This is a genomic window from Candidatus Latescibacterota bacterium (assembly GCA_020633725.1).
Taxonomy (GTDB): Bacteria; Krumholzibacteriota; Krumholzibacteriia; order JACNKJ01; family JACNKJ01; genus VGXI01.
On the sequence record JACKDC010000006.1, the window covers coordinates 190,305 to 211,487 of the forward strand.

15 protein-coding genes are annotated in these 21,183 nt (G+C 70.7%); 7 read left to right on the forward strand and 8 right to left on the reverse strand.

What is annotated here, in order from left to right; genetic code table 11:
- Positions 1-9 precede the first annotated feature (9 nt).
- From H6693_13255 to H6693_13270, 4 genes are read left to right on the forward strand one after another with little or no spacing between them, the layout of a single operon-like run.
- Positions 10-3,081 (forward strand): efflux RND transporter permease subunit, encoded by a 3,072-nt coding sequence (locus tag H6693_13255; GenBank protein MCB9517151.1) that lies wholly within the window; start codon positions 10-12, stop codon positions 3,079-3,081.
- 49 nt (positions 3,082-3,130) lie between these two features.
- Positions 3,131-3,793 carry an isoprenoid biosynthesis glyoxalase ElbB gene (elbB, locus tag H6693_13260; GenBank protein MCB9517152.1) on the forward strand — a complete coding sequence of 221 codons (663 nt, stop codon included), beginning with the start codon at positions 3,131-3,133 and terminating at the stop codon, positions 3,791-3,793.
- The gene (locus H6693_13265) at positions 3,793-4,428 is read left to right on the forward strand and encodes an O-methyltransferase (GenBank protein MCB9517153.1); all 636 of its coding nucleotides are present in this window, start codon (positions 3,793-3,795) and stop codon (positions 4,426-4,428) included. The genes elbB and H6693_13265 overlap by 1 nt, the downstream gene beginning before the upstream one ends.
- A 17-nt stretch (positions 4,429-4,445) precedes the next feature.
- Complete coding sequence (locus H6693_13270) at positions 4,446-5,309, forward strand: hypothetical protein (GenBank protein ID MCB9517154.1); 864 nt, start codon at positions 4,446-4,448, stop codon at positions 5,307-5,309.
- 550 nt (positions 5,310-5,859) lie between these two features.
- Here H6693_13270 and H6693_13275 read toward each other — a convergent pair.
- The 6 genes from H6693_13275 to H6693_13300 all read right to left on the reverse strand — a co-directional run bounded on the left by H6693_13275 (position 5,860) and on the right by H6693_13300 (position 11,666).
- Entirely contained in the window at positions 5,860-7,125 is a 1,266-nt protein-coding gene (locus H6693_13275) for a T9SS type A sorting domain-containing protein (GenBank protein MCB9517155.1), read from the reverse strand.
- 33 nt (positions 7,126-7,158) lie between these two features.
- On the reverse strand, positions 7,159-7,989 hold the full coding sequence (locus H6693_13280) for a metal ABC transporter permease (protein MCB9517156.1): 831 nt from the start codon (positions 7,987-7,989) through the stop codon (positions 7,159-7,161).
- A complete protein-coding gene (locus tag H6693_13285; GenBank protein ID MCB9517157.1) occupies positions 7,986-8,768 on the reverse strand; it encodes an ABC transporter ATP-binding protein in 783 nt (260 codons plus the stop codon). The genes H6693_13280 and H6693_13285 overlap by 4 nt, the downstream gene beginning before the upstream one ends.
- Positions 8,765-9,757 (reverse strand): zinc ABC transporter substrate-binding protein, encoded by a 993-nt coding sequence (locus H6693_13290; GenBank protein ID MCB9517158.1) that lies wholly within the window; start codon positions 9,755-9,757, stop codon positions 8,765-8,767. Before H6693_13290 ends, H6693_13285 begins: the two co-directional genes overlap by 4 nt.
- The gene (locus H6693_13295) at positions 9,652-10,032 is read right to left on the reverse strand and encodes a transcriptional repressor (GenBank protein ID MCB9517159.1); all 381 of its coding nucleotides are present in this window, start codon (positions 10,030-10,032) and stop codon (positions 9,652-9,654) included. Before H6693_13295 ends, H6693_13290 begins: the two co-directional genes overlap by 106 nt.
- Before the next feature lie 254 nt (positions 10,033-10,286).
- A complete protein-coding gene (locus tag H6693_13300; GenBank protein ID MCB9517160.1) occupies positions 10,287-11,666 on the reverse strand; it encodes an NAD-dependent succinate-semialdehyde dehydrogenase in 1,380 nt (459 codons plus the stop codon).
- A 163-nt stretch (positions 11,667-11,829) separates the two neighbouring features.
- Here H6693_13300 and H6693_13305 point away from each other — a divergent pair, with 163 nt between their 5' ends.
- The 3 genes from H6693_13305 (at position 11,830) to H6693_13315 (ending at position 15,780) form a co-directional block, all read left to right on the forward strand.
- Complete coding sequence (locus tag H6693_13305; protein MCB9517161.1) at positions 11,830-13,056, forward strand: HDOD domain-containing protein; 1,227 nt, start codon at positions 11,830-11,832, stop codon at positions 13,054-13,056.
- A 49-nt stretch (positions 13,057-13,105) separates the two neighbouring features.
- Positions 13,106-13,696 carry a carbonic anhydrase gene (locus H6693_13310; protein ID MCB9517162.1) on the forward strand — a complete coding sequence of 197 codons (591 nt, stop codon included), beginning with the start codon at positions 13,106-13,108 and terminating at the stop codon, positions 13,694-13,696.
- A gap of 152 nt (positions 13,697-13,848) precedes the next feature.
- Positions 13,849-15,780 (forward strand): S9 family peptidase, encoded by a 1,932-nt coding sequence (locus H6693_13315; protein ID MCB9517163.1) that lies wholly within the window; start codon positions 13,849-13,851, stop codon positions 15,778-15,780.
- Between the two features lie 79 nt (positions 15,781-15,859).
- On the opposite strand, the gene H6693_13320 is transcribed toward H6693_13315, so the two are convergent.
- Both H6693_13320 and H6693_13325 read right to left on the reverse strand, forming a co-directional pair.
- Positions 15,860-17,851, reverse strand: coding sequence for a Cache 3/Cache 2 fusion domain-containing protein (locus H6693_13320; protein ID MCB9517164.1), 1,992 nt, complete (start codon positions 17,849-17,851; stop codon positions 15,860-15,862).
- A gap of 132 nt (positions 17,852-17,983) precedes the next feature.
- Positions 17,984-21,154 (reverse strand): nucleotidyltransferase domain-containing protein, encoded by a 3,171-nt coding sequence (locus H6693_13325; protein ID MCB9517165.1) that lies wholly within the window; start codon positions 21,152-21,154, stop codon positions 17,984-17,986.
- Positions 21,155-21,183: the final 29 nt, after the last annotated feature.

A 21,183-nucleotide genomic window follows, 5' to 3' on the forward strand; every position in this document is an offset into this window, starting at 1 on the left:
GGCGCCATGATGCACTGGAGCGAGAACGTCGTGAGAAGCCGGGGGCTCGTGCTGGCCGGCGCGCTGCTGCTGGCCGCGCTCGGCCTGCTGGCCTGGAAGCGCCTGCCGCTGGACGCCTTTCCGGACGTCACCAACCAGCAGGTCATGGTGCTCAGCGAGGCGCCGGGGCTCGGGCCGGTGGACGTCGAGCAGCAGGTGAGCATTCCCATCGAGACGGTCATGGGCGGCCTGCCGCGCGTGTCCCTCGTGCGCTCGCTGTCGAAGTCGGGCCTCTCGCAGGTGGTGGTGGTCTTCGAGGACGGTGTGGACACCTACCTCGCCCGCCAGCTCGTCACCGAGCGCCTGCAGCAGGCCCGCGGCGATCTGCCCCCCGGCGTGGAGCCCGAGCTCGGGCCGATCAGCACCGGACTGGGCGAGATCTTCCAGTACACGCTGGAGAGCGACCGCCACGATCTGCGCGAGCTGCGCGCGCTGCAGGACTGGGTGGTGGCGCCGCGCCTGCGCGCCCTGGCCGGCGTGAACGAGGTGAACAGCTTCGGCGGCGAGGTGCGGCAGGTGCAGGTGCTGGTGGACCCGGACCGGCTGCTCAAGTACCGCATCACGCTGGACGAGGTGGTGGACGCCATCGCCGCGAGCAACCGCAACGTGGGGGGCGGGTTCGTCACGCGGAGCTGGGAACAGGAGAACCTGCGGCTCGTGGGGCTCATGGCCTCGTCCGAGGATCTGCGCGGCGTGGTGCTGCGCGCCGAGGACGGCACGCCCGTCACGCTGGAGCACGTGGCCTCGGTCGAGATCGGCGGCGTCACCCGCCTGGGCGCGGTGACCCGCGACGGAGCGGGCGAGGTGGTGGCCGGCATGGTCATCATGCTCAAGGGCGAGAACGCGCGCGAGGTGGTGGAGCGGGTGAAGGCGGCGTTGCCGTCGATCGAGCGGTCGCTGCCGGAGGGCGTGCGCGTGGACGTGTACTACGACCGCACCGAGCTCGTCAGCGCGGTGATCGGCACCGTGCGCGGTGCCCTGCTGCAGGGCGGCCTGCTGGTGATGCTGGTGCTGCTGGCCCTGGTGGGCAGCCTGCGCGGCGCGCTGGTGGCGCTGGCGAGTCTCCCCATGACGGCGCTGCTCGTCTTCCTGGGCATGGGTGCGGCCGGGCTCAGCGCGAACTTGATGACCCTGGGCGGATTGGCGATCGCGATCGGCATGGTGGTGGACGGCAGCATCGTGGTGACGGAGAACGTCATGCGTCACCGGCAGCGCGTGGCCGGTCCGCGGGCCGTCGTGGACGCCCTGCGCGAGGTCGCCCGCCCCATCGCCTTCTCGATCCTGATCATCGTGCTCGTCTTCCTGCCGCTCTTCGCGCTCGAGGGCATGGAGGGCAAGCTCTTCAAGCCGCTGGCGATCACGCTGATCTTCGCCATGCTCGGCTCGCTGGCGGTGGCCCTGCTCCTCGCGCCCGCGCTGCTGGCCGGCGGTCGTACGGTCGAGCGCGCGGAGCCGCGCTTCCTGCGCCGCCTGCGCGACGGCTACCTGGCCCTCCTGGCGCGCACCCTGGCGCGGCGTCGCCTCACGCTGGGCCTGGCCGCCGGCGCGCTGCTGCTCGTACTCGCGCTGCTCCCCCGCCTGGGCACGGCCTTCCTGCCCGACCTGGACGAGGGCGCGCTCGCGATCAACGTGGTCCGCCTGCCCAACGCCGGCCTCGAGGGTTCGGTGCGCACGGCGGCGTTCATCGAGCGACGTCTCGCCGCCTTCCCGGAGGTGCGCACGGTGGTGAGCAAGACGGGCCGTGCCGAGATCGGCGAGGATCCGATGGGCCCGGAACAGACCGACGTGCTGGTGATGCTCCACCCCGAGCGCGACTGGACGACCGGCCGCGACAAGCCCGCGCTGCAGGCGGCCATCGCCGCCGACCTGGCCCAGGTGCCGGGACTGCGCCTCGCCTTCAGCCAGCCCATCGCGCTGCGCGTCAACGAGCTGATCTCGGGCGTGCGCAGCGATCTGGCGCTCAAGTTCTTCGGTCCCGACCTCGAGCGGCTCAAGGCGGTGGCAGACGACGCCGCCACCGCGCTCGCCGGCGTGGAGGGCGCCGAGGACATCAGCGTCGAACAGGTGACCGGCTTCAGCCAGCTGGATCTGCTCCCCGACCGGCGCGCGCTGGCGCGGCACCAGCTCGGCGTCGAGGACCTCGGCGCGCTGGTGGAGACCGCCCTCGGCGGCCGCGTCGCCACCGAGCTCGTGGACGGACGCGTGCGCACGGGCGTTCAGGTCCGCCTGCCGGCCGCGCGCCGCGCCAGCGAGGCGGACATCCTGGGCCTGCTCGTGCCCACCCCCGCGGGGCTGCGCGTGCCGCTGGGTCAGCTGGCCGCGCTCGTCCACCGCGAGGGGCCGGCCCAGGTGAGCCGCGAGCAGGGCATGCGCCGCGTGGTGGTCGAGACGAACATCCGCGACCGCGACCTCGGCAGCTTCGTGGCCGAGGCGCGCGAGGCGCTGGACCCGCTGGTGGCCTCGCTGCCCCCGGGCTACTGGCTCGAGCTGGGTGGCAGCTTCGAGAACCAGCAGCGGGCCATGGCGCGGCTGAGCATCGCGGTGCCGACGGCGGTGCTGCTGATCGGCCTCATGCTCTACGTCGCGCTGCGATCGGCCGGCGCGGCGGTGCTGGTGCTGGCCAACCTGCCCTTCGCGCTGCTGGGCGGCGTGGCGGCCATGCTGCTGCTGCGGATCGACCTCTCGGTGCCGGCCACGGTGGGCTTCATCGCCCTCTTCGGCATGGCCGTGCAGAACGGCACCGTGCTGGTCACCTTCATCACGCAGCTGCGACAGCAGGGGCTGGCCGTGCGCGACGCGGTGCTGCAGGCCTGCGGACTGCGCTTCCGGGCGCTGCTGATGACGACCCTGACCACGGTCCTCGGCCTGGCGCCCATGCTCGTCGCCCGCGGGCCCGGCGCCGAGCTGCAGCGACCGCTGGCGGCGGTGGTCATCGGCGGGTTGCTCAGCGCCACGGCGCTCACCCTGCTGATCCTGCCGACGCTCTACGCCACGCTGCCGCCCCGCGCGCCGGCGCCGTGCGACCCGGCGGACGCGGTTTGACGCCCGCCGAGCACCGGTCTATCATGGCCACACAGCGCGGAGGTGCAGCATGACCAAGGTTGGAGTCGTCCTGTCGGGCTGCGGCGTCTTCGACGGCAGCGAGATCTACGAGACGGTGGCCACCCTCCTGGCCCTGGATCGCGCCGGCGCCGAGGTGATCGCCGCCGCGCCGGACGTGGAGTTCGACGTGGTGGACCACTACTCGGGCAAGGCCACCGGCGAGAAGCGGAACGTCCTCGTGGAGTCGGCCCGCATCATGCGCGGCAAGATCAAGCCGCTCGCCGAGCTGCGCGAGCGCGAGATCGACGCGCTGATCCTCCCCGGCGGCTTCGGCGCCGCCAAGAACCTGTCCGACTTCGCCAGCAAGGGCGCCAAGGCCGCGGCCAACCCCGAGGTCGCGCGCATCCTCCGCGAGGTGCACAAGGCCGGCAAGCCCATCGGCGCCATCTGCATCGCGCCCGCGGTCCTGGCGACGGTCTTCGCGGGCGAGTCCGTGCCGCCCACGCTGACCATCGGCAACGACGCGGGCACGGCGGCGGCGATCGAGGCCAAGGGCGCAAAGCACGTGGACTGCCCCGTGCGCGAGTTCGTGGTGGACACGCCGAACCGCATCGTCACCACACCGGCCTACATGCTCGCCGAGCGCGTGAGCGAAGCCGCCGACGGCATCGAGAAGCTGGTGAAGGCCGTCCTCGACCTGGCGGGCCACTGATGGCCCTGCACGACGCGCCCGTCGAGGCCTACCTGCGCGCGCTGGCCCTGCAGGGCGAGGATCCCCTCCTGCGCGAGATGCACGCGCTCGCCGCCGAGCGCGGCTTTCCGATCGTCGGGCCCGAGGTGGGTCGCTTCCTCGCGCAGGTCGTCCACCTGATGGGCGCCAGGCGCGTCTTCGAGCTCGGCTCGGGCTTCGGCTACAGCGCCCTGTGGTTCGCGCGCGCGCTGCCCGAGGACGGCGAGGTGGTCTGCACGGACGGCGATCCCGCCAATCTCGATCGCGCCCGTGACTTCCACGCGCGCGCAGGCGTCGCCGACAAGGTGAGCTACCTCGCCGGACACGCCCAGGACCTGCTCCAGGTCACGCCGGGGCTCTTCGACGTCATCTTCTGCGACGTCGACAAGGAGCAGTACCCCGACGTCTATCCGCTGCTCCGCCAGCACCTTCGCGTGGGCGGCGCGCTCGTGATCGACAACCTCCTCTGGGACGGCCGCGTGGCCAACCCCGACGACACCGACGACAGCACCCTCGGCGTGCGCGCCTTCACCGCGCGCATGTGGGACAGCCCGGAGTTCCTCAGCAGCCTGCTGCCGATCCGGGACGGCGTGGGGCTCTGCGTCCGCCTGCGCTAGCAGGGGAAGGAGTGGGCATGGGCCGCACGCTCGCGCTGGCGCTCGTGCTGCTGCTCGTTGCGGCGGCGTCCGCGGCGGCCCGCACGGGCGCGCGCAACCGGGGCTTCGAGGGACCGCCGCCGCTGTTCCTGGTCGAACTCGTCGACGGCAGCCAGCTCACGGGGCGCATCCTCGCCGAGAGCGAGGACATGGTGGTCCTCGACATCCCTGCGCACGGGCGGGTACACCTCCTGCGCGAGCAGATCGCGAGCATCCAGGCGGTCCCGGGCCCGCGCACGGGCGACCCGGACTTCAACTCGGTACTGCTGACACCGTCCCCCTGCACCGTAGGCCGCGGTCGGGGCTACTTTCGCGCCTACGACGTGGTGGTCTTCAACGCCGGCTATGGGCTGACCGATCGCCTGGACGTCTCGGCCCTCGGCATCTGGCCCTTTCTGTCAGACTTCGTCGCCATCGGCCTCAAGTACCAGGTCGTGGACCGCCGGCTGCGCGGCCTCGGCTTCGCGCTCACGGGGCTGCACGTCATCGCCGAAGACGACCAGCGCTACACGGGACTGGGCGCCGTTCTGGGCCTGGGGAACGACCGCCGGTCGATCAACCTGGCCGTGGAGCGCGGCGTCGACGAGTCCGGCACCCGCGGAGGATCCGTGATGCTCGGGGGCGACCTGCAGCTGCTTCCGCGGGCCAAGCTCCTCGCCGAGTGGCGCGACAGCCAGCTCGACGTCGCCAGCGACGACGACGTGGTGAGCGGCTACGTGACCTTTGCCCTCAGGCTGTTCGGCGACAGCACCTCCTTCACGATCGGCGCCGTGAATCCCATCGGTCCCGGGACGGACGACTCGAGCTTCATCCCCCTCTTTCTCCTGAGCGCGCACTGGTAGATCGGGCCGGACGCGACGCTGCATGGACCCGCCCCCGGGGGCGGGTCGTTCAGCGGCGGCGCTCGGTGCTGCTGCGCTATCGGACCTCCTGGTCTCGCTCGCCCCCGGGGGCGGGTGGGGGCTGCCGCGGAAAGATTCTCTCGACTATCTGTTCGGCCGCCCTTGACGACCTTTGCACAATACTATACATTGGTATCCATCGCAAGCCTCCCGCTGCACTTTCCTGGGACTTTCATCATGGAGACTCGAGCCGACCGCGCCCGGCGACTGCACCGGGTTCTCGCCACCGAACTTGAGCGATTGCAGCGCCTCGAGAAGCGGGCGCTGCTGTCCTGCACCTCGACAATGGAGGAGCGGCTCTTCCGCGAGCTGGGCTACGCATCGATTCACGCCTGCGGCCGCGATGCGCTGGGAAGCGCTGATCGAAGCGCTACCCGAGGGCGGCCAACTCGACCCGAAAGAAGAGCTGGTGCTCGCTGCGCTTGCCACCCGCCCCCGGGGGCGGGTGAAGCCGGCGGCCACCGCGCGCAGGTCGCCGCGAACGCGACGGCTACTTCAGCAGAATGAGCCGCGTCGACACATCCCCGGATGCGCTGGAAAGCCGCGCGAGGTAGACACCGCTCGGCAGGCCGTCGGGCCGCCAGACCAATCGCCGCTCACCGGCCGGTTGCGCGCCGTCGAGGAGCGTGGCCACCGTGCGCCCCTGCACGTCGTGGATGCGCAACGTCGTCGGCCCGGCCGCGGGCAACTCGATGCGCAGGGTCGTGCTCGGGTTGAACGGGTTGGGCCAGGCGTCAACCGCCAGGCGAGCGGCGGGGGCGGACGGCGTCTCCGTCACGACGTTGCGGAAGCGGTAGAGGCCGCGCGTCGACGTGAGGACGTAGAGCCCCCGATCGTAGGGGCAGTAGGCCGCATCGATGGGTGTGCCCGGCAGGATGCCGGTCTCGTCGTCCCAGCTGCCGCCGAAGTTGCGGGAGACGAGCACGCGGCCGTCCCAGGTCACGGCGGCGAGCGCGTCGGGGGCGAGATACACGGGCACCGGCAGCCTCACGAGCCGCCGGCAGGAGGTGGTGAGCATCGGCGTCCAGTCACCGGGGGTCTCGCTGAAGTAGACCCCGGCGTCCACGCTGGCGAAGAGGCTGGTGGGCGTGAGGACATCGCCGCCGGCATAGGCGTAGCAGATGCAGTAGACCCCCTGGCCCGCGGGCAGGTCGCCGTTGAGGCTTTCCCAGGTGGCGCCGTCGTCGTGGGTCCACTTCACGCCCGCGTCGCCGGCGACGTAGAGCTCGCCGCTGCCCGGCAGCTCGAGGTCGGTCATCGCGGAGAAGCCGTGGCCGCCCACGGTTGACCAGCTCACGCCGGCATCGGTGGAGCGCAGCAGCTCGCCCGGCGCCACGTCCGACCAGGTGCAGGCCCAGTGGTCGGAGAGGTCGGCGTGCATGATGTCCGTGACCCGGCCGCCGGTGGACTCGTAGACGAAGGTCTCGGTGGCGCCGAGGTCGTCGCTGACCTCGAGGTAGCCCTTGAACCAGGCGTTCTCGCGGCCGGTGATCACGCGCCCGGGCAGGTCGTCGGCGAAGTCCACCGCGTAGACCTGCCGGCCGATCCAGTCCTCCCAGTCGCGCTCGGTCCAGGTGTCGGTGGGGAGGTCGAGATAGTGGAAGCCCTCGTAGGTGCCCACGAACACGCGGTCGTGCAGCGGATCCACGGTGATCGTGGTGGCGCTCACGCCATCCATGCCGACGTACTCCCAGTCGAGCGCGGCAGCGGTCGCGGCGAGCAGGAGCAGAGCGGTGGCGAGAACGAGTCGACGCATGGCGGACCTCCCATGCATCAACTATAGCATGGATCAGCCGTTGCGGTGCAGGAGGCGGGCGAGCAGGGTCGAGAGGAGATAGACCCCGCCGGCGAGCAGGATGATCGTCGCGCCCGCGGGCAGATCGGGGCCGTAGCTGATGGCCAGGCCGCCGGTGCTGAGCGCCGCGCCGAGCAGCGCCGCGATCACCATCATGCGCCCGAGGGAGTTCACGAACTGCCCCGCCACGGCGGCCGGCAGCGTGAGCAGCGCGATCACCAGGATGAGGCCCACCACCTGGATCAGCAGGACCACGGTGAGGGCGATCATGCAGAGCAGGAGGAGGTAGAAGAAGGTCACCGGCACGCCGCGCAGGCGGGCGAACTCTTCGTCGAAGGCCACGGCCTGGAACTGCTTGTAGAACACGGCCACCAGCAGCAGCAGGGCGAGGTCGAGTCCGGCCATGAGCCGCAGATGCCCGGGCGTCACCATGAGGATGTTCCCGAAGAGCACGCTCATCAGGTCCGTGTTGTAGCCCGGCGTGCGCGAGATGAAGAGGATGCCCACCGCCATGCCCACGGCCCAGAGCGCGCCGATCAGGGTGTCTTCGCGCTGGCGGGCCTTGAGGCTGACGGCGCCGATCACGAGCGCGGCCACGAGCGCGGCGACGAGCGCGCCGGCCAGCGGCGACACGCCCAGGTAGTGCGCGATGCCCATGCCGCCCAGCACCGCGTGCGCGATGCCACCGGCGAGGAAGGTCAGTCGCTTGACCACGACGAAGGGGCCGATCATGCCGCAGCCGAGGCTGGCCAGCAGGCCGCCGGCGAGGGCGTACTGGAGGAAACGCTGGTCGGTGAGGGCGTCGAAGAAGTTGCCCGGGTTCATCGCCCGGGCTCCGCGGGATCCACGTGCGTGTGGTGGTGGATCATGTGCGCGCCGCCGCCGTACATCTCGGCGATGACGTCCCCGCTCAGCGCGCTGGTCTCGTGGCAGACGAGCCGCTTGTTGAGGCAGGCCACGCGGCCGACGTAGTCTGAGATGAAGCCCACGTCGTGCGAGACCACCACGATCGTCAGCGCTCGGTTGAGGCTGCGCAGCAAATCGAAGAGGCTCGTCTCCACGCGGGCGTCGACGTTGGCGGTGGGCTCGTCGAGCAGCAGGATCCGCGGCTCGCAGGCCAGCGCCCGGGCGATGAGCACGCGCTGGAGCTGGCCGCCCGACAGCGTGCCCAGCGGACGCGCCGCGAGGTCGGCGATGCCCACGTCGGCCATGGCCCGCGCGGCGATCGCGCGGTCGTCGGCGCCGTAGCCGAAGAGGCGGCGCGTGCGGCCCAGCCGGCCCTGCAGCACGGCCTTGCCCACCGAGATGGGGAAGTCGCGCGTGAAGGTGCGGAACTGCGGGACATAGCCGAGCAGCCCGCGCGCCTCGCGCGGACGTCGGCCGAAGATGCGCACGCTGCCGCGCTCGGGCTCCAGCAGGCCCAGCATGAGCTTGAGCAGGGTGCTCTTGCCGCCGCCGTTGGGGCCGACGAGGCCGAGGAACTCGCCGTCGGGCACGTCGAGGGTGATCTGCTCGAGCACAGCCGGCCGGCCGGCCACGCCGCCGTAGCGGAAGCTGACGTCGCGGACCGCGATGGCGGGACCGCCCTGGGGTGCGTGGCTCACGGCGAGTCCTCCGCGGCCAGGGCGGCGGCCATGATGCGGGCCGTGCGGCGCAGGTTGGCGCAGTAGTCGGCGGCCAGCGGGTCGACCGCGATCACGTCGCCGCCGATGGCGTCGGCCACGGCGCGTGCGGCGCCCGACGCGAACTGCCGCTGCACGAAGATCGTCCGCAGTCCCGAGGCGCGGGCCGCGTCGATCACGTTCGCGAGCGCGCGCGCCCCCGGTTCCTTGCCCTCGTGCTCGATGGCCACCTGCTCGAGCCCGTAGGCCGCGGCGAAGTAGCCCCAGGAGGGGTGGAAGACGAGAAAGCGTCGCCCGCGCACCGGCGCGAGGATGGCGCGCAGCTCGGCGTCGAGGGCGGCGAGCGTGTCGGCGTAGGCGGCGGCGCCGGCGCGAAAGGCATCGCAGTGCGCGGGATCGGCGGCGCAGAGGGCGTCCGCCAGGGGCGGCAGCAGGCGCGCCACCAGACGGGGGTCGGTCCAGAGGTGGGGGTCGAGTTCGGCGCCCGCCGGGGAGGCGGGGGCGTCGCCGTGGGAGTGTCCGTGCAGCGTCAGACGCTCGATGCCGGCCGCCGCGACGAGATCGACCACCCGCAGTCCCGGCGCCGCGGCCGTCAGACGGGGCAGCCAGGCCTGTTCGAAGGGCACGCCCATGGGCAGGAAGAGCGCGGCGTCCGCGAGCGAGGCCATCTGGCGCGGCGTCGGCTCGTAGGTGGCGGGGCTGCGACCGGGCCCCACGAGGACGTCCACCGTGGCCAGTGAACCCGCCACGGCGCTGACGAAAGCCTGCTCGGGCAGGACGCTCACGGCCACGCGCAGAGGCGCCGCGCCCCCGGGGGCGGGCAGCGCGAGCGCCAGCAAGGCGGCAAGCGCCAGGGCGCGCGCGCTCACGCCTGCACGCTCCGGCAGCCGGGGCAGAGCCCGGTGAGCAGGAGGTCGTGGTCCTCCACCAGGAAGCCGGCGGGGGCGAGGGTTCGAAAGTTGCCGGGGCATCGATCCAGCTCGTAGACGCGCTCGCAGCGTCGGCAGCGGAAGTGGTGATGGTGCCCCTTGCCCGCGAGCTCGTAGCGGCTGGGCTCGCCGGGGAGCGCGACCTCGCGCAGCTCGCCGGCCTCGATCAGGCGTGTGACCTGCCGGTAGACCGTGGCGATGCCGAGCTGCGGGACGGTCCTCGCGGCCTCCACGAGGATCTCGCGCGGCGAAAGCGGGCGGTCTGTGCGCTGAAGCGCGGCCAGGATGGCCTCGCGCTGGCGGGTACGTCGCTGCACGCGTCACCTCGACGGGAACCGGACACTCCTATTGATAGGGGCTTATCAATAAAAGTCAAGAGGGCCGCGTTCGAGCGCATGAAAATGCCCGGGCCATGGGCTCGGGCACCGTCGAGGCCTCCCGGCGGAGTAGTGGCATCAGTAGAGCCGGGGGCGTGCTGACGCTGCGGAGTGTGGTCCCGCCGCGCCAGAAAGGCAAGCAAGACTCTTGTGATATTTCTAAAGGATTTAGATATGCCAACTTGTGCCGGCCGCTAGGCCCGCTCGTGGGCGTACACGCTAAGACCTTTCACGTTGACGAACTCGCGCAGCCCGTAGGCTGACAGCTCCCGTCCGATGCCGCTCTTCTTCACGCCGCCGAACGGCATGCGCGGATCGCTCTTCACGATGGAGTTCACGAAGACGCTCCCGGCCTCCAGCGCCCGCGCGAAGCGCTCGCCGCGCTCCAGGTCGCGGGTCCACACGCTCGCCCCGAGTCCGAAGGCGGTGGCGTTGGCGAGGGCGAGCGCCTCGGCCTCGCCGCGTACGCGCAGCACCGGCGCCACCGGACCGAAGACCTCCTCCGACGCCACGGCCATCTCGGGCGTCACCCCCGTCAACACGGTCGCCGGATAGTAGAAGCCGGGGCGGTCGATGCGCTCGCCGCCGCAAAGCAAACGCGCGCCGGCCGCCACGCTGCGCTGCACCTGGTCGTCGAGCGCGCGGAGCGCGGATTCGTCGACGAGGGGGCCGAGGGTCGTGTCGGCGTCGGCGGGATCGCCGGGACGCAGCGCGCGGAAGCGCTCGGCAAGGCGCTCCGCGAAGGCGTCGGCCAGGGCGTCCTGCACGATGAAGCGCTTGGCCGCGATGCAGCTTTGGCCCGTGCAGATCAGGCGGCCGAGGGCGGCGCCGGCCACGGCGACGTCCAGGTCGGCGTCGTCCAGCACCACGAAGGGGTCCGATCCGCCCAGCTCGAGCACCACGCGCTTGAGGGCGGCGCCCGCCGCCGCGGCCACCCGGGCGCCGGCCGCGGTGGAGCCGGTGAGCGAGATGCCGCCGACCACGTCGCTCGTGATGACGACCTCCAGATCCTGGTGCGCCGCGAAGAGGGTCTGGAAGAGATCGGGCGGGAAGCCGGCCTCCGCAAAGGCCTCGGCGATGGCCAGCGCGCAGCCGGGCACGTTGCTGGCGTGCTTGAGCAGGCCGGCGTTGCCGGCGAGCAGGGCGGGGACGGCGAAGCGCATCGCCTGCCAGAACGGGAAGTTCCAGGGCATGATCGAGAGCACCACGCCCAGCGGCTGGAAGAGGACGCGGTGGCGGAGTCCGTCGGCGACCACGGCCTCTTCCGCCAGCCAGGCCTCGCCGTTGTCGGCGTAGACCTCCGCGAGCCAGGCGCACTTCTCCAGCTCGGCGCGGGACTCCGCGATGCGCTTGCCCATCTCGAGGGTGATCAGCGCGGCCCATTCGTCCCCGTGGCGGCGCAGAACGGCGGCGAGTTCCCGGAAGAGAGGCAGCCGTTCGCGCAGCGGCCGCTCACGCCAGGCGCGCTGGGCCGACGCGGCGCGCTCGACCGCCGCCTCGAGCGTTGCCTGGCTCATGGTCTCGTACTGGTGCCGTCGCTCGCCGGTGCTGGGATTCACGCAGTCCACGCGCATGCCGATTCCTCCTCGTCGGGGCTCCATCCAGCCTAGGACTCCTCTCGGTACCCCGCAAGGCCCCCCGCGTCCCCGCCCGTCGGCACGGGGCGTGTTACAGGGTGAAATGTCTAAACTTCAGCGACTTAGCATCCGATTCCCAGGACAACGACCTGGAGCGTGCATGGAGCTACTGGTGATGCTGCTTCTGGGCCTGCTGATGCTGGCCCTGCTCGCGATCGCCGTCCTCTCCGCGAAGCGGGACGACGCGACGTCGCCGTCCGCCGCGGCTCGGCCGGCCGCGTCGCGAAGCAATCCCGTGCGGCGCAGCGCCGACGCGAGCGAACGCCCCGCGCCGGCCGCGTCCGAGCGCGCCGAGCGGCCGCGCGTGGAGACGCCGTCCAGCAGTCCCGTGCACGTCTGGCGCTTCGACAACCCGCCGGAGGACTTCAACTACCTCGACGAAGACGGCGGCGACGCCGACGACATGAGCGAGATCATGGCCCAGGCGGACAGCATCGCCGGCCGGCTCAAGGCGCGTCAGAAGATCCTCGCGGGCGTCACCGGCGCCGAGTTCAACCCCAAGCAGATCACCGAGCTGGTGCTCAGCGATGCGGCGCTCGCCGCCCAGGTGCTGCGCATCGTGAACTCGGCGTTCTACGGGCTCAACCAGAAGGTCGGCTCGGTCTTTCGCGCGGTCGTCTACCTGGGTCACGTGGAAGTGCGCAACATCATCTGGCGCGCCTGCGTGAACGAGGGGCTCGGCGGCGCGGACAAGGCGGCGCAGGCCCTGGTGGAAGGGCTCTGGCAGCACAGCTTCGCCACCAGCAAGGTGGCCTTCGCGCTGGCCAAGAGCCGCGGGCTGGCCGAGCCCGACAAGATCTCGACGATGGCGCTGCTGCACGACATCGGCAAGCTGATCTGCCTCAACGTGTGGCCGGACCGCGCCAAGGCACTCTACTACCCGGTGCACTTCACCGACCGCAGCGTGCTCATCGAGGAGGCGCGGCTGGGTGCGCGGCACGCGCGTCTGGGTGCGGCGGTGGCGGCGGCCTGGGGCCTGCCGGACGAGAGCCTGCAGGTGATCCGTCACCACCATGCGCCGAGCTACGTCTCAATCAGCGCGATCGATCCCGGCTGCCGGCGCTCGCTGGCGGTGGTGCACCTGGCGGATCTCTTCGTGCACGCGGCCACGCCGGCGCCGGCGGACCAGGAGCTGGCCACCGTCTACCGGCCCCACGAGAGCTGGCTGCGGCTGCTGGGCGCGGAGAACCTGGAGCAGGTCTGCACGGGCGAGGTGGAGGCCGCGCTGCCGCGGCTGCGTCTCCTGCACCTGCCCCAGATGGCGCCCGAGGGCCTCGCGGAAACCCAGCAAGGCGAACCTGAACCTGCGGAAACGCAGGTGGACTGACGCGACCGACTCGCCTACTCTGGCTCCCGTCTCGCTCCGGGGGGCCGACATGCCCGACACATCCTGGCAAAACGCGCTGGCGCGCCTGCGCAACGGCAACGCCCGCTATCAGGCCTTCCGCCAGTCGCATCCACGTCTCGATCCCGAGTGGCGCGCCGAGCTGGCCGCCGGACAGAATCCCTTCGCCGCCGTGCTGGGCTGCGCCGACTCCCGCGTGCCGCCCGAGCTGATCTTCGACCAGGGGCTGGGCGACCTCTTCGTGGTGCGCGTGGCCGGCAACGTGCTGGACGAGACCGTCCTCGGCAGCCTGGAGTTCGCCGTGAACCGCCTGGAGGTGCCCCTCGTGCTGGTGCTGGGCCACGAGGCCTGCGGCGCGGTGACGGCGGCCCTGGGGGACAGTCCGCCCCCGGGAGCGCTGGGGGGGCTGGTGGCGCGCGTCAGCCCCGCGCTGGAGGGGCTCGCGCTCCCCGGCGACGGCGCCGAGCAGGTGGACGTCGCCGCCCGCGCCAACGCCCGCCACGTGGCCGCGGCCCTGCGGCGCGCCCTGCCCGCCGTGGCGGCGACGGGGCACACGCGCGTGCTTTCGGCCTTCTATCGCCTGGCGGACGGCGCCGTGGAGTTCCTGGAACCCGCGCCCTGACCGCGGATCGCCTGGACCCCGTAACTCCGAGGGCGTATCTTCGCTAGTCGTTCGTGGCCGCCGGCCGCGGCGGCGTGAAGCGCGTGCCAGGGGGCGCCGGCGCTTCCATCCCAGTCCTCGTCGAGGACGTCCACGTCAGTGAGGAGTATGAGATGTCCAGGCAGTTTCTGTCCGCCTGCCTGATCGCGCTGGCGCTGCCGGCGATGGTCGGCTGCGCGACCAAACATGAGGAGCAGGCACCCTTGATCGCGATGCAGGACTTCTTCCGCAACCCGGAGCAGACCAGTTTCCAGCTGTCGCCGGACGGCCGGTACTTCTCCTGGCTCCAGCCCTGGGAGGGCCGACTGAACGTCCACGTCCGCGCGGTGGACAGCGACCAGGTGACGCGGGTGACGTCCTCCACGGCGAGGGACATCTTTGGCTACGGCTGGGCGAACCCCAACCGGCTGGTCTACGTCCAGGACTCCGGCGGCGACGAGAACTACCACGCCTACGCCGTGGATCTCGACGGCGGCAACTTTCTCGATCTCACGCCCTTCGAGTCGGTGCAGACCCGCTTCGTCGACGCGCTCGAGGACGACGACGACCACATGCTGCTGGCCATCAACGACCGCGACCCGCGCATCCACGACGTCTACAAGGTGGACGTGAACACCGGCGCGCTGGAGCGGGTGGCGGAGAACCCCGGGAACATCACCGGCTGGCAGACCGACAACGCCGGCCACGTGCGCGTGGCGACCACCACCGACGGCGTGAACAGCAGCCTGCTCTACCGCGAGACCGAGAGCGAGCCCTTCAAGACGGTGCTCACCACCAACTTCAAGGAGTCGCTCCAGCCGCTCTCCTTCACCTTCGACGACTCGCTGCTCTACGTGGCGTCGAACATCGGCCGCGACAAGACCGCCATCTTCACCTACGACCCCCGCACGGCCACGCAGCTCGACCTGATCTACGAGCACCCCGAGGTGGACGTCGAGAACCTGATGCGCTCGCGCCACCGCAAGGTGATCACGGGCGTGGCCTACTTCACCGACAAGCGCGGCTACAAGTTCTTCGACGAGGACCGCCGCCAGCTTCAGGAGACCCTGGAGAGCCAGCTGCCGGGCGTCGAGGTGGCCGTGGCCAGCATGAGCCGCGACGAGCGCCGCGTCCTGGTGCGCACCTTCAGCGACAAGACCCGCGGCGCCTACTACTACCTGGACCGCGACGGCGGCAAGCTGGAGAAGCTCGTCGAGGTGAGTCCGTGGCTCGACGCGGCGGCGATGGCGGACATGAAGCCCGTCCAGTACACCAGCCGCGACGGCCTGACCATCCACGGCTACCTCACGCTGCCCCGCGGCATCGAGGCCAAGAACCTGCCGGTGGTGGTCAACCCCCACGGCGGCCCCTGGGCGCGCGACTACTGGGGCTTCAACCCCGAGGTGCAGTTCCTCGCCAACCGCGGCTACGCCGTGCTGCAGATGAACTTCCGCGGCTCCACCGGCTACGGCAAGGAGTTCTGGACGAAGAGCTTCCGCCAGTGGGGCCTCACGATGCAGGACGACGTCACCGACGGCGTGAAGTGGCTCATCAACCAGGGGGTCGCGGATCCGGACAGGATCGGCATCTACGGCGGCTCTTACGGCGGCTACGCCACGCTGGCCGGCGTCACCTTCACGCCCGATCTCTACGCCTGCGGCGTGGACTACGTGGGCGTCTCGAACATCTTCACCTGGATGAAGGCCTTCCCGCCCTACTGGGAGCCGTTCATCGCCATGGTGAAGGAGATGGTGGGCGACCCGGACACGGATCCGGACTTCATCCGCTCCATCTCGCCCTTCTTCCACGTGGACCAGATCCAGGTGCCCATGCTGGTGGCGCAGGGCGCCAACGACCCGCGCGTGAACAAGGCCGAGAGCGACCAGATCGTCGAGGCCCTGCGCGGCCGCGGCATCGAGGTGGAGTACATGGTCAAGGACAACGAGGGCCACGGCTTCGCCAACGAGGAGAACCGCTTCGACTTCTACGGCGCCATGGAGAAGTTCCTGGGCAAGCATCTGGGCGGCAGCGTGTCGCCCGAGCCGGCGCCGGGTTCGGAAACCTAGCGCTCGCGCCCACGGCCTGTGAAAACGCCCCCGCTCATCTGCTGAGCGGGGGCGTTGTCGTTCGGCCAGGTCGGCAGCCTCAGCACACGCCCGACTCGACACTGCTCTCGCCGTTGACGAGGCAGAGCAACGCGTCGATGAGATTCTTCATCTCCACCGCCTGGTTGTTCATCTGCTGGCTCGCGCTGGCGGACTCGTCCGCGCTCGCCGCGCCGTCCTGCACGGCGTGATCGATGCTCGTCATCGCCATGTTCACCTGGCGGATGCCCTCGGCCTGCTCGGCCGACGCCGTGGCGATCTGCGCCAGCAGCTCGCCGACGCTCTGCGAGCTCGAGGCGACCTCGGCGAAGGCGGTGTTCGTCTGCTCCACCAGCCCGACGCCGCCTTCCACCTTCTCCACCGTCTGCTCGATCAGGTCGGCGGTGCTGCGCGCCGCCTTGGCCGCGCGCATGGCGAGATTGCGCACCTCGTCGGCCACGACGGCGAAGCCGGCCCCGGCCTCGCCGGCGCGCGCGGCCTCCACGGCGGCGTTGAGGGCCAGCAGGTTGGTCTGGAAGGCGATCTCGTCGATGCTCTTGACGATCTTCGACGTCTCCTGGCTGGCCTCGCGAATGGCCTCCATGGACGACGTCATGTCGTTCATCGCCGTGCCCGCCCGCTGCATGGCGCCGTTGGCCGACTCCATGAGGTTGTGGGCTTCCTTCACGTGATCGGCGTTGGCCGTGGTCATGGCCGCCACCTCTTCGAGCGAGGCGGAGGTCTCCTCCAGTGCCGCGGCCTGGGAGCCCGAGCCGTCGGCGAGGGTGCGGCTGGCGATCGCCACGTCGGACGACGCGGAGGCCACCTGCTTCGCGCCGTGCTCGAGGCCGTCGATCACCTGCTGCAGCGGTCCGGCGATCTGCCGCGAGGCCAGCAGCCAGATGACCAGGGTGAGCGCCATCGAGACGAAGAAGGTCACGATCAGCAGCATCTGGATGCGGTCGCCGAGATTGCGCAGGCGCTGCGTGCCGGCCAGGAATTCGTCCTCGTAGGTGCTGACGCCGATCACCCAGTCCCAGGGCGCGAAGTAGGCGATGCGGGCGATCTTGTCGCGGGAGGTGTTGTCGTCGGCGTTCTTCCAGGGGTAGCGCTGCTCGGCGATCTGACCCGGCGCCAGCGCGCGGCCCTTCTTGACGATCTCCTGGATGAAGAGCACGCCGTTGGCGTCCTTGGCGCCGGAGATGTCCTCGCCGTCGCGCTTGCCGTCCTTGGAGATCACGTAGCGGCCATCGCTGTCGAGCACGAAGACGTAGCCCGTCTTGCCCACGACCACGCTCATGATCGCCTCGCGCAGGCTCTTCACGCTCTCCTGCGGGACGCCCACGTAGAGCATGCCCACCACGCGGCCGTCCTCGGTGATCGGCTCGTAGGCGGTGATGTACCAGCCGTCCACCACGTAGGCGCGGCCATGGAAGGTCTCGCCGCGCAGCACCTTGGCGATCACGGGGTCGCTGCTGCCGTCGGGGTGCTTCGCGGGGATGTAGGTCCCGATGGCGCGGGTGCCGTCCGTCTTCACCACGTTGGTGGCGACGCGCAGCATGTCGCCCGAGTCGTCCATGCGCTGGAAGATCGTGCAGGTGACGTCCACCAGGTCGTGGACGTGATCCACCACCGCCACCTCCGACTCCGGCGACTTGATCTGGCCGAACCAGCGTCCGCCCGCGGTCATGCGCGGCAGCTGCACCTGCGTGGCCTGCTTCGTGACCTGGTTCACCGCGGTCCAGGTGGCGGGCTGGGTGTCGAAGCCGATCGGGCCGGCGGCCTCGAGAACATCGCGCGCGACGTTCAGCGCGCCCACGAGGTTGTGCTCGTTCACTTCCTGGTGGGAGGCCACCAGCGCGTAGATCCCGGCGGCCGTGCGGTCGAGGTTCTCCAGGGCGCTGGCCATGGTCTCTTCCTCGGCGGCCTCGCACATGGCCTGGTTCTCGACGAAGGTCATGACGGCGACCACGAGCAGCGGCACCGCGGTCAGGGCGCAGCCGGTCAGGAGCAGCTTGCTTCGCAACTTCAAGTGGGTGAATCGCTTGAACATCGCAGTCCTCCGCGGGCGATGGACGGTGTCCCGCGCCACGGACCCGCACCCCGGGCCGTGGCCGACCGGGCGTCCTCCAGTTATCGACGGAAAGATTGCAAACTTAAGATGAAACGGGCGGAAATCGCCCGACTAGCGACCGCCGCCCAGGGGCAGGGCCAGCGCCGGATCCGTGGCCGCGCCGATCTTGGCCGCGTGGCTGTCGCCGCCGGCGATGTCCTGGTCGGTGACCAGGCGGACGTCCAGCAGCCGGTCGCAGACGTAGCCCGTGCGCAGGGCGTTCATCTCCGCCAGGGCCTGGCTCCAGCCCGTGAGCCAGTGCTCCAGGTCGCGGTGGCGGGAGGGATCGTCGTCCACGTGGACGAGCAGGTCGATGTCGCTGTCCGCCCGCGCCGCGCCGTTCTTGACGCTCCCGTAGAGGTAGAGCCCCTTCACGCCGAAGTGCTCGGCGTCCAGGCTCGTGGCCAGGTGCTCCACCATGCGGCGACGCCAGCGCCAGTGATCCTCGCGGCTCTCCGGCGAGGCGAACTCCGGCTCGGGCTCGGGGCCCGGTCCGCAGCCGGGGTGGCAGAGGAAGGCCAGCGCCTCGTCGAGGTCCGCGTTGAGATGAACCCGCAGGATCTGCCCGTCGGTGACGCGCGCCACGTCGATGAGCCGGATCACCCCCGCGAGCGCCGCGTGCTCGGGCAGCAGGTCGACCAGCGCGTTCCGCGAGTTCATGAAGAAGTCGTCGTTGAACAGGACGCCCGCGTCCTCCGGGTAGAGCGGCAGATAGCGGATGCGGCTCTCCACCAGGTCCTGGAAGAAGTGCGTCCCGAAGGAGAGGTCGGGCACCACGCCGCCCTGGCGCCGCGCGATCTCCACCAGCAGCGCGCAGTTGCTGATGTCCGCGTAGGTCACGGGCACGCCCAGGCGGATGTCGCCGCGGCTGCCCCAGCGCCCCGGTCCCATGAGCGCGAACTGCCGCCGGGGCAGCAGCTTGTTGAGACGCCCCACGGCCTGCCCCACGGCCTGCATCGACTCGCGGTCGGGCAGCTGCAGGTAGGCGGCGGGATCCACGTAGACGACGTGCGTCAGGTCGGGCATCCAGCCGTTGGACACGTAGCGCCGCGCGCTGAAGACGCGTTCCTCGGCGGGCAGGTCGCGCGGGATGGGCGCGGGGCCGTCCTCGCCGGCGCTGCTCTGCGGACGGCACTGCAACAGGTAGAAGCGCTCGCCGTCGTGGGCGAACTCCAGGTCGATGGGCGTCTCCAGCTTCTCGGCGAGGATCGTGAGCATGTTGCGGATCTGCTGGAGGAAGGGCGTGCCCTGGAGGAGCGCGTCGAAGGTGGGGATGGCCTCGTGCTGCGCGGCGTCGTAGAGCAGCGGCACGAGCTTCTGCATGCGCCCGTCCTTGTAGAGCGAGTAGACCCGGTCGAGGCCGGGGACGTCGTCGCCCAGCTCCTTCAGCAGCGCGTTCACCTCGACGGTTTCGAAGCGGTTCGTCTCGAGGTTGATCAGGTCCACCTTGCGCGGCGCGTAGCGGAGCTGCTCGTCCACGGCGACGTTCGCCCGCAGCTGCGGCTGGCCGGGCACGGCGAGGATGGGGTAGTCGTCGCTCACGCGGTCCACGGCGCGGGTGCCGAGGCCGGGCACGAGGCGGACGATCCCGTCCTCGCGCTTGATCCGCGGCGACCAGCGGAACTCGTTGTTGCTGAAGGCCACGCCCGCGAAGGCCGGCAGCCAGTACCTGCCCGCGCGGCGGCCCACCACCTCCTGGATCAGGATGCCCATCTCCTCGCTGAACTCGAGCAGGCCGCGATCGCGACGGTAGGCGATGGGGTCCGGCCCGAAGGTGGAGGCGTAGATCTCGGCGATGGCGTCCAGCGCGGCGTCGAGCCGCTCGCGCTTGCTGCCCTGGTTGGGCAGGAAGAGGCTCTTGTACTTGCCACTGAAGGCCGTGCCGAGGCGGTCCTCCAGGAGGCTCGAGCTGCGCACGATGAGCGGGACGTCGCCCAGGTCGTCCAGCGCCTGGCTCAGGCCGCGGACGAAGTCCGGCGGGAACATGCTGTCCTTGAAGAGCTGCACCAGGTGCGGGTACTCCGCGCGGATCTGCTCGAGGTCCTTGAACTTCTGCTCGATCACGTCCTCGAGGTCGTTGTAGGCGATGAAGTCCATCACCGCGTCGGAGGCGACGTACCAGGTCCGCGGCACGTGGATCTCGCCCACGGGGCTGTCCTCGGTGGCGCACTGCTCCAGCAGCCGCCGCGCGAGCAGCAGACCCGCGCTCTTGCCGCCCAGCTTGCCCTGGCTGCTGGTGGGCAGGATCATGTGGTCCAGCAGGCCGGCCATGTCGGTGATCTTGATGTAGTCCTTCGCCACCTTGAGGAAGTCGAGCTGCTCGGTGAGGAATCGCTGCGCCAGCGTGACGCGCAGGCCGCGCATCACCGAGGCGGGCAGGCCGGCGCCGTCGGCCACCACGTGCTTGTAGCGGCGGATCGCCTCGGCGATCTCGTTGAGCGACGAGCGCGGGTTGGCCAGGATGTTGATGAAGAAGCCCGCCCGGTCCTCCAGCAGCCACTTCTCCACCAGGGCCAGGATCTGCTCGCCGCCCAGGTGACCGGCCGCCAGCGCGAACGGGCGATCGCTGCCCAGCAGCTCGCGGTCGGCGCGCAGGTGGGTGGACGCGACGTTGCTCTCGCCCGTGATGGCCTCGGGGTCGGCCAGCGCGCGCGCCTCCTGCAGCATGGCGCGGGCTTCGTCGACGCCCAGCGCGGAGAGGTAGTTGAGCATCTTGCGCGCGATGCGCTGGTAGAGCTCCGGGTCCGAGGCGCGCAGCATCTGCAGCGAGCCCTTCCAGGCGCTGCGACGTCCCTCGCGCCGCGTCTGCTCCCAGCGCTCGCGCAGCGAGTCGATGCGCTTGTGCAGGATGAAGTGCGCCAGCCGGTCGGCGATCGTGCTCAGCAGCCGCCGCTCGTGCGCGGTGAAGGCCTCGCCGTCGGGGCCCTGCCGCTCCTCGAGGTAGTAGACCTCCAGCGTGCCGAACTTGCGATCCAGGATCCGGATCGGCGCGGCCAGACGCCACTGCGTGGGCTGGAACTCGCGGTTGCGGTAGACCTCGTCCTCGAAGCGGATCAGCCCCTGGCAGACATCCGGAAAGCGCCAGCCCTGAGGAAGTGCTTCGAGCACCGAGGCGAAGGCGTCGGCGATCTCGCCGTCGATGTCCACCAGCTGCTCTTCGATGGTGAAGAGGCAGTCCAGCTCCTTGGCGCGCTCGCTGAGCGGCAGGGGCAGGCGGCCGGGCGTCTCGTGGACCTCGCTCATGGCCCTCCGGGGGGCTTGGGTTGGCCACT

Coding starts and splice junctions, on each gene's coding strand:
- H6693_13255 (MCB9517151.1), top strand. CDS start 10: ATGCACTGGAGCGAGAACGTCGTGAGAAGCCGGGGGCTCGTGCTGGCC.
- elbB (MCB9517152.1), top strand. CDS start 3,131: ATGACCAAGGTTGGAGTCGTCCTGTCGGGCTGCGGCGTCTTCGACGGC.
- H6693_13265 (MCB9517153.1), top strand. CDS start 3,793: ATGGCCCTGCACGACGCGCCCGTCGAGGCCTACCTGCGCGCGCTGGCC.
- H6693_13270 (MCB9517154.1), top strand. CDS start 4,446: ATGGGCCGCACGCTCGCGCTGGCGCTCGTGCTGCTGCTCGTTGCGGCG.
- H6693_13275 (MCB9517155.1), bottom strand. CDS start 7,125: ATGCGTCGACTCGTTCTCGCCACCGCTCTGCTCCTGCTCGCCGCGACC.
- H6693_13280 (MCB9517156.1), bottom strand. CDS start 7,989: ATGAACCCGGGCAACTTCTTCGACGCCCTCACCGACCAGCGTTTCCTC.
- H6693_13290 (MCB9517158.1), bottom strand. CDS start 9,757: ATGCCCCGGCAACTTTCGAACCCTCGCCCCCGCCGGCTTCCTGGTGGA.
- H6693_13300 (MCB9517160.1), bottom strand. CDS start 11,666: ATGCGCGTGGACTGCGTGAATCCCAGCACCGGCGAGCGACGGCACCAG.
- H6693_13305 (MCB9517161.1), top strand. CDS start 11,830: ATGGAGCTACTGGTGATGCTGCTTCTGGGCCTGCTGATGCTGGCCCTG.
- H6693_13310 (MCB9517162.1), top strand. CDS start 13,106: ATGCCCGACACATCCTGGCAAAACGCGCTGGCGCGCCTGCGCAACGGC.
- H6693_13315 (MCB9517163.1), top strand. CDS start 13,849: ATGTCCAGGCAGTTTCTGTCCGCCTGCCTGATCGCGCTGGCGCTGCCG.
- H6693_13320 (MCB9517164.1), bottom strand. CDS start 17,851: ATGTTCAAGCGATTCACCCACTTGAAGTTGCGAAGCAAGCTGCTCCTG.
- H6693_13325 (MCB9517165.1), bottom strand. CDS start 21,154: ATGAGCGAGGTCCACGAGACGCCCGGCCGCCTGCCCCTGCCGCTCAGC.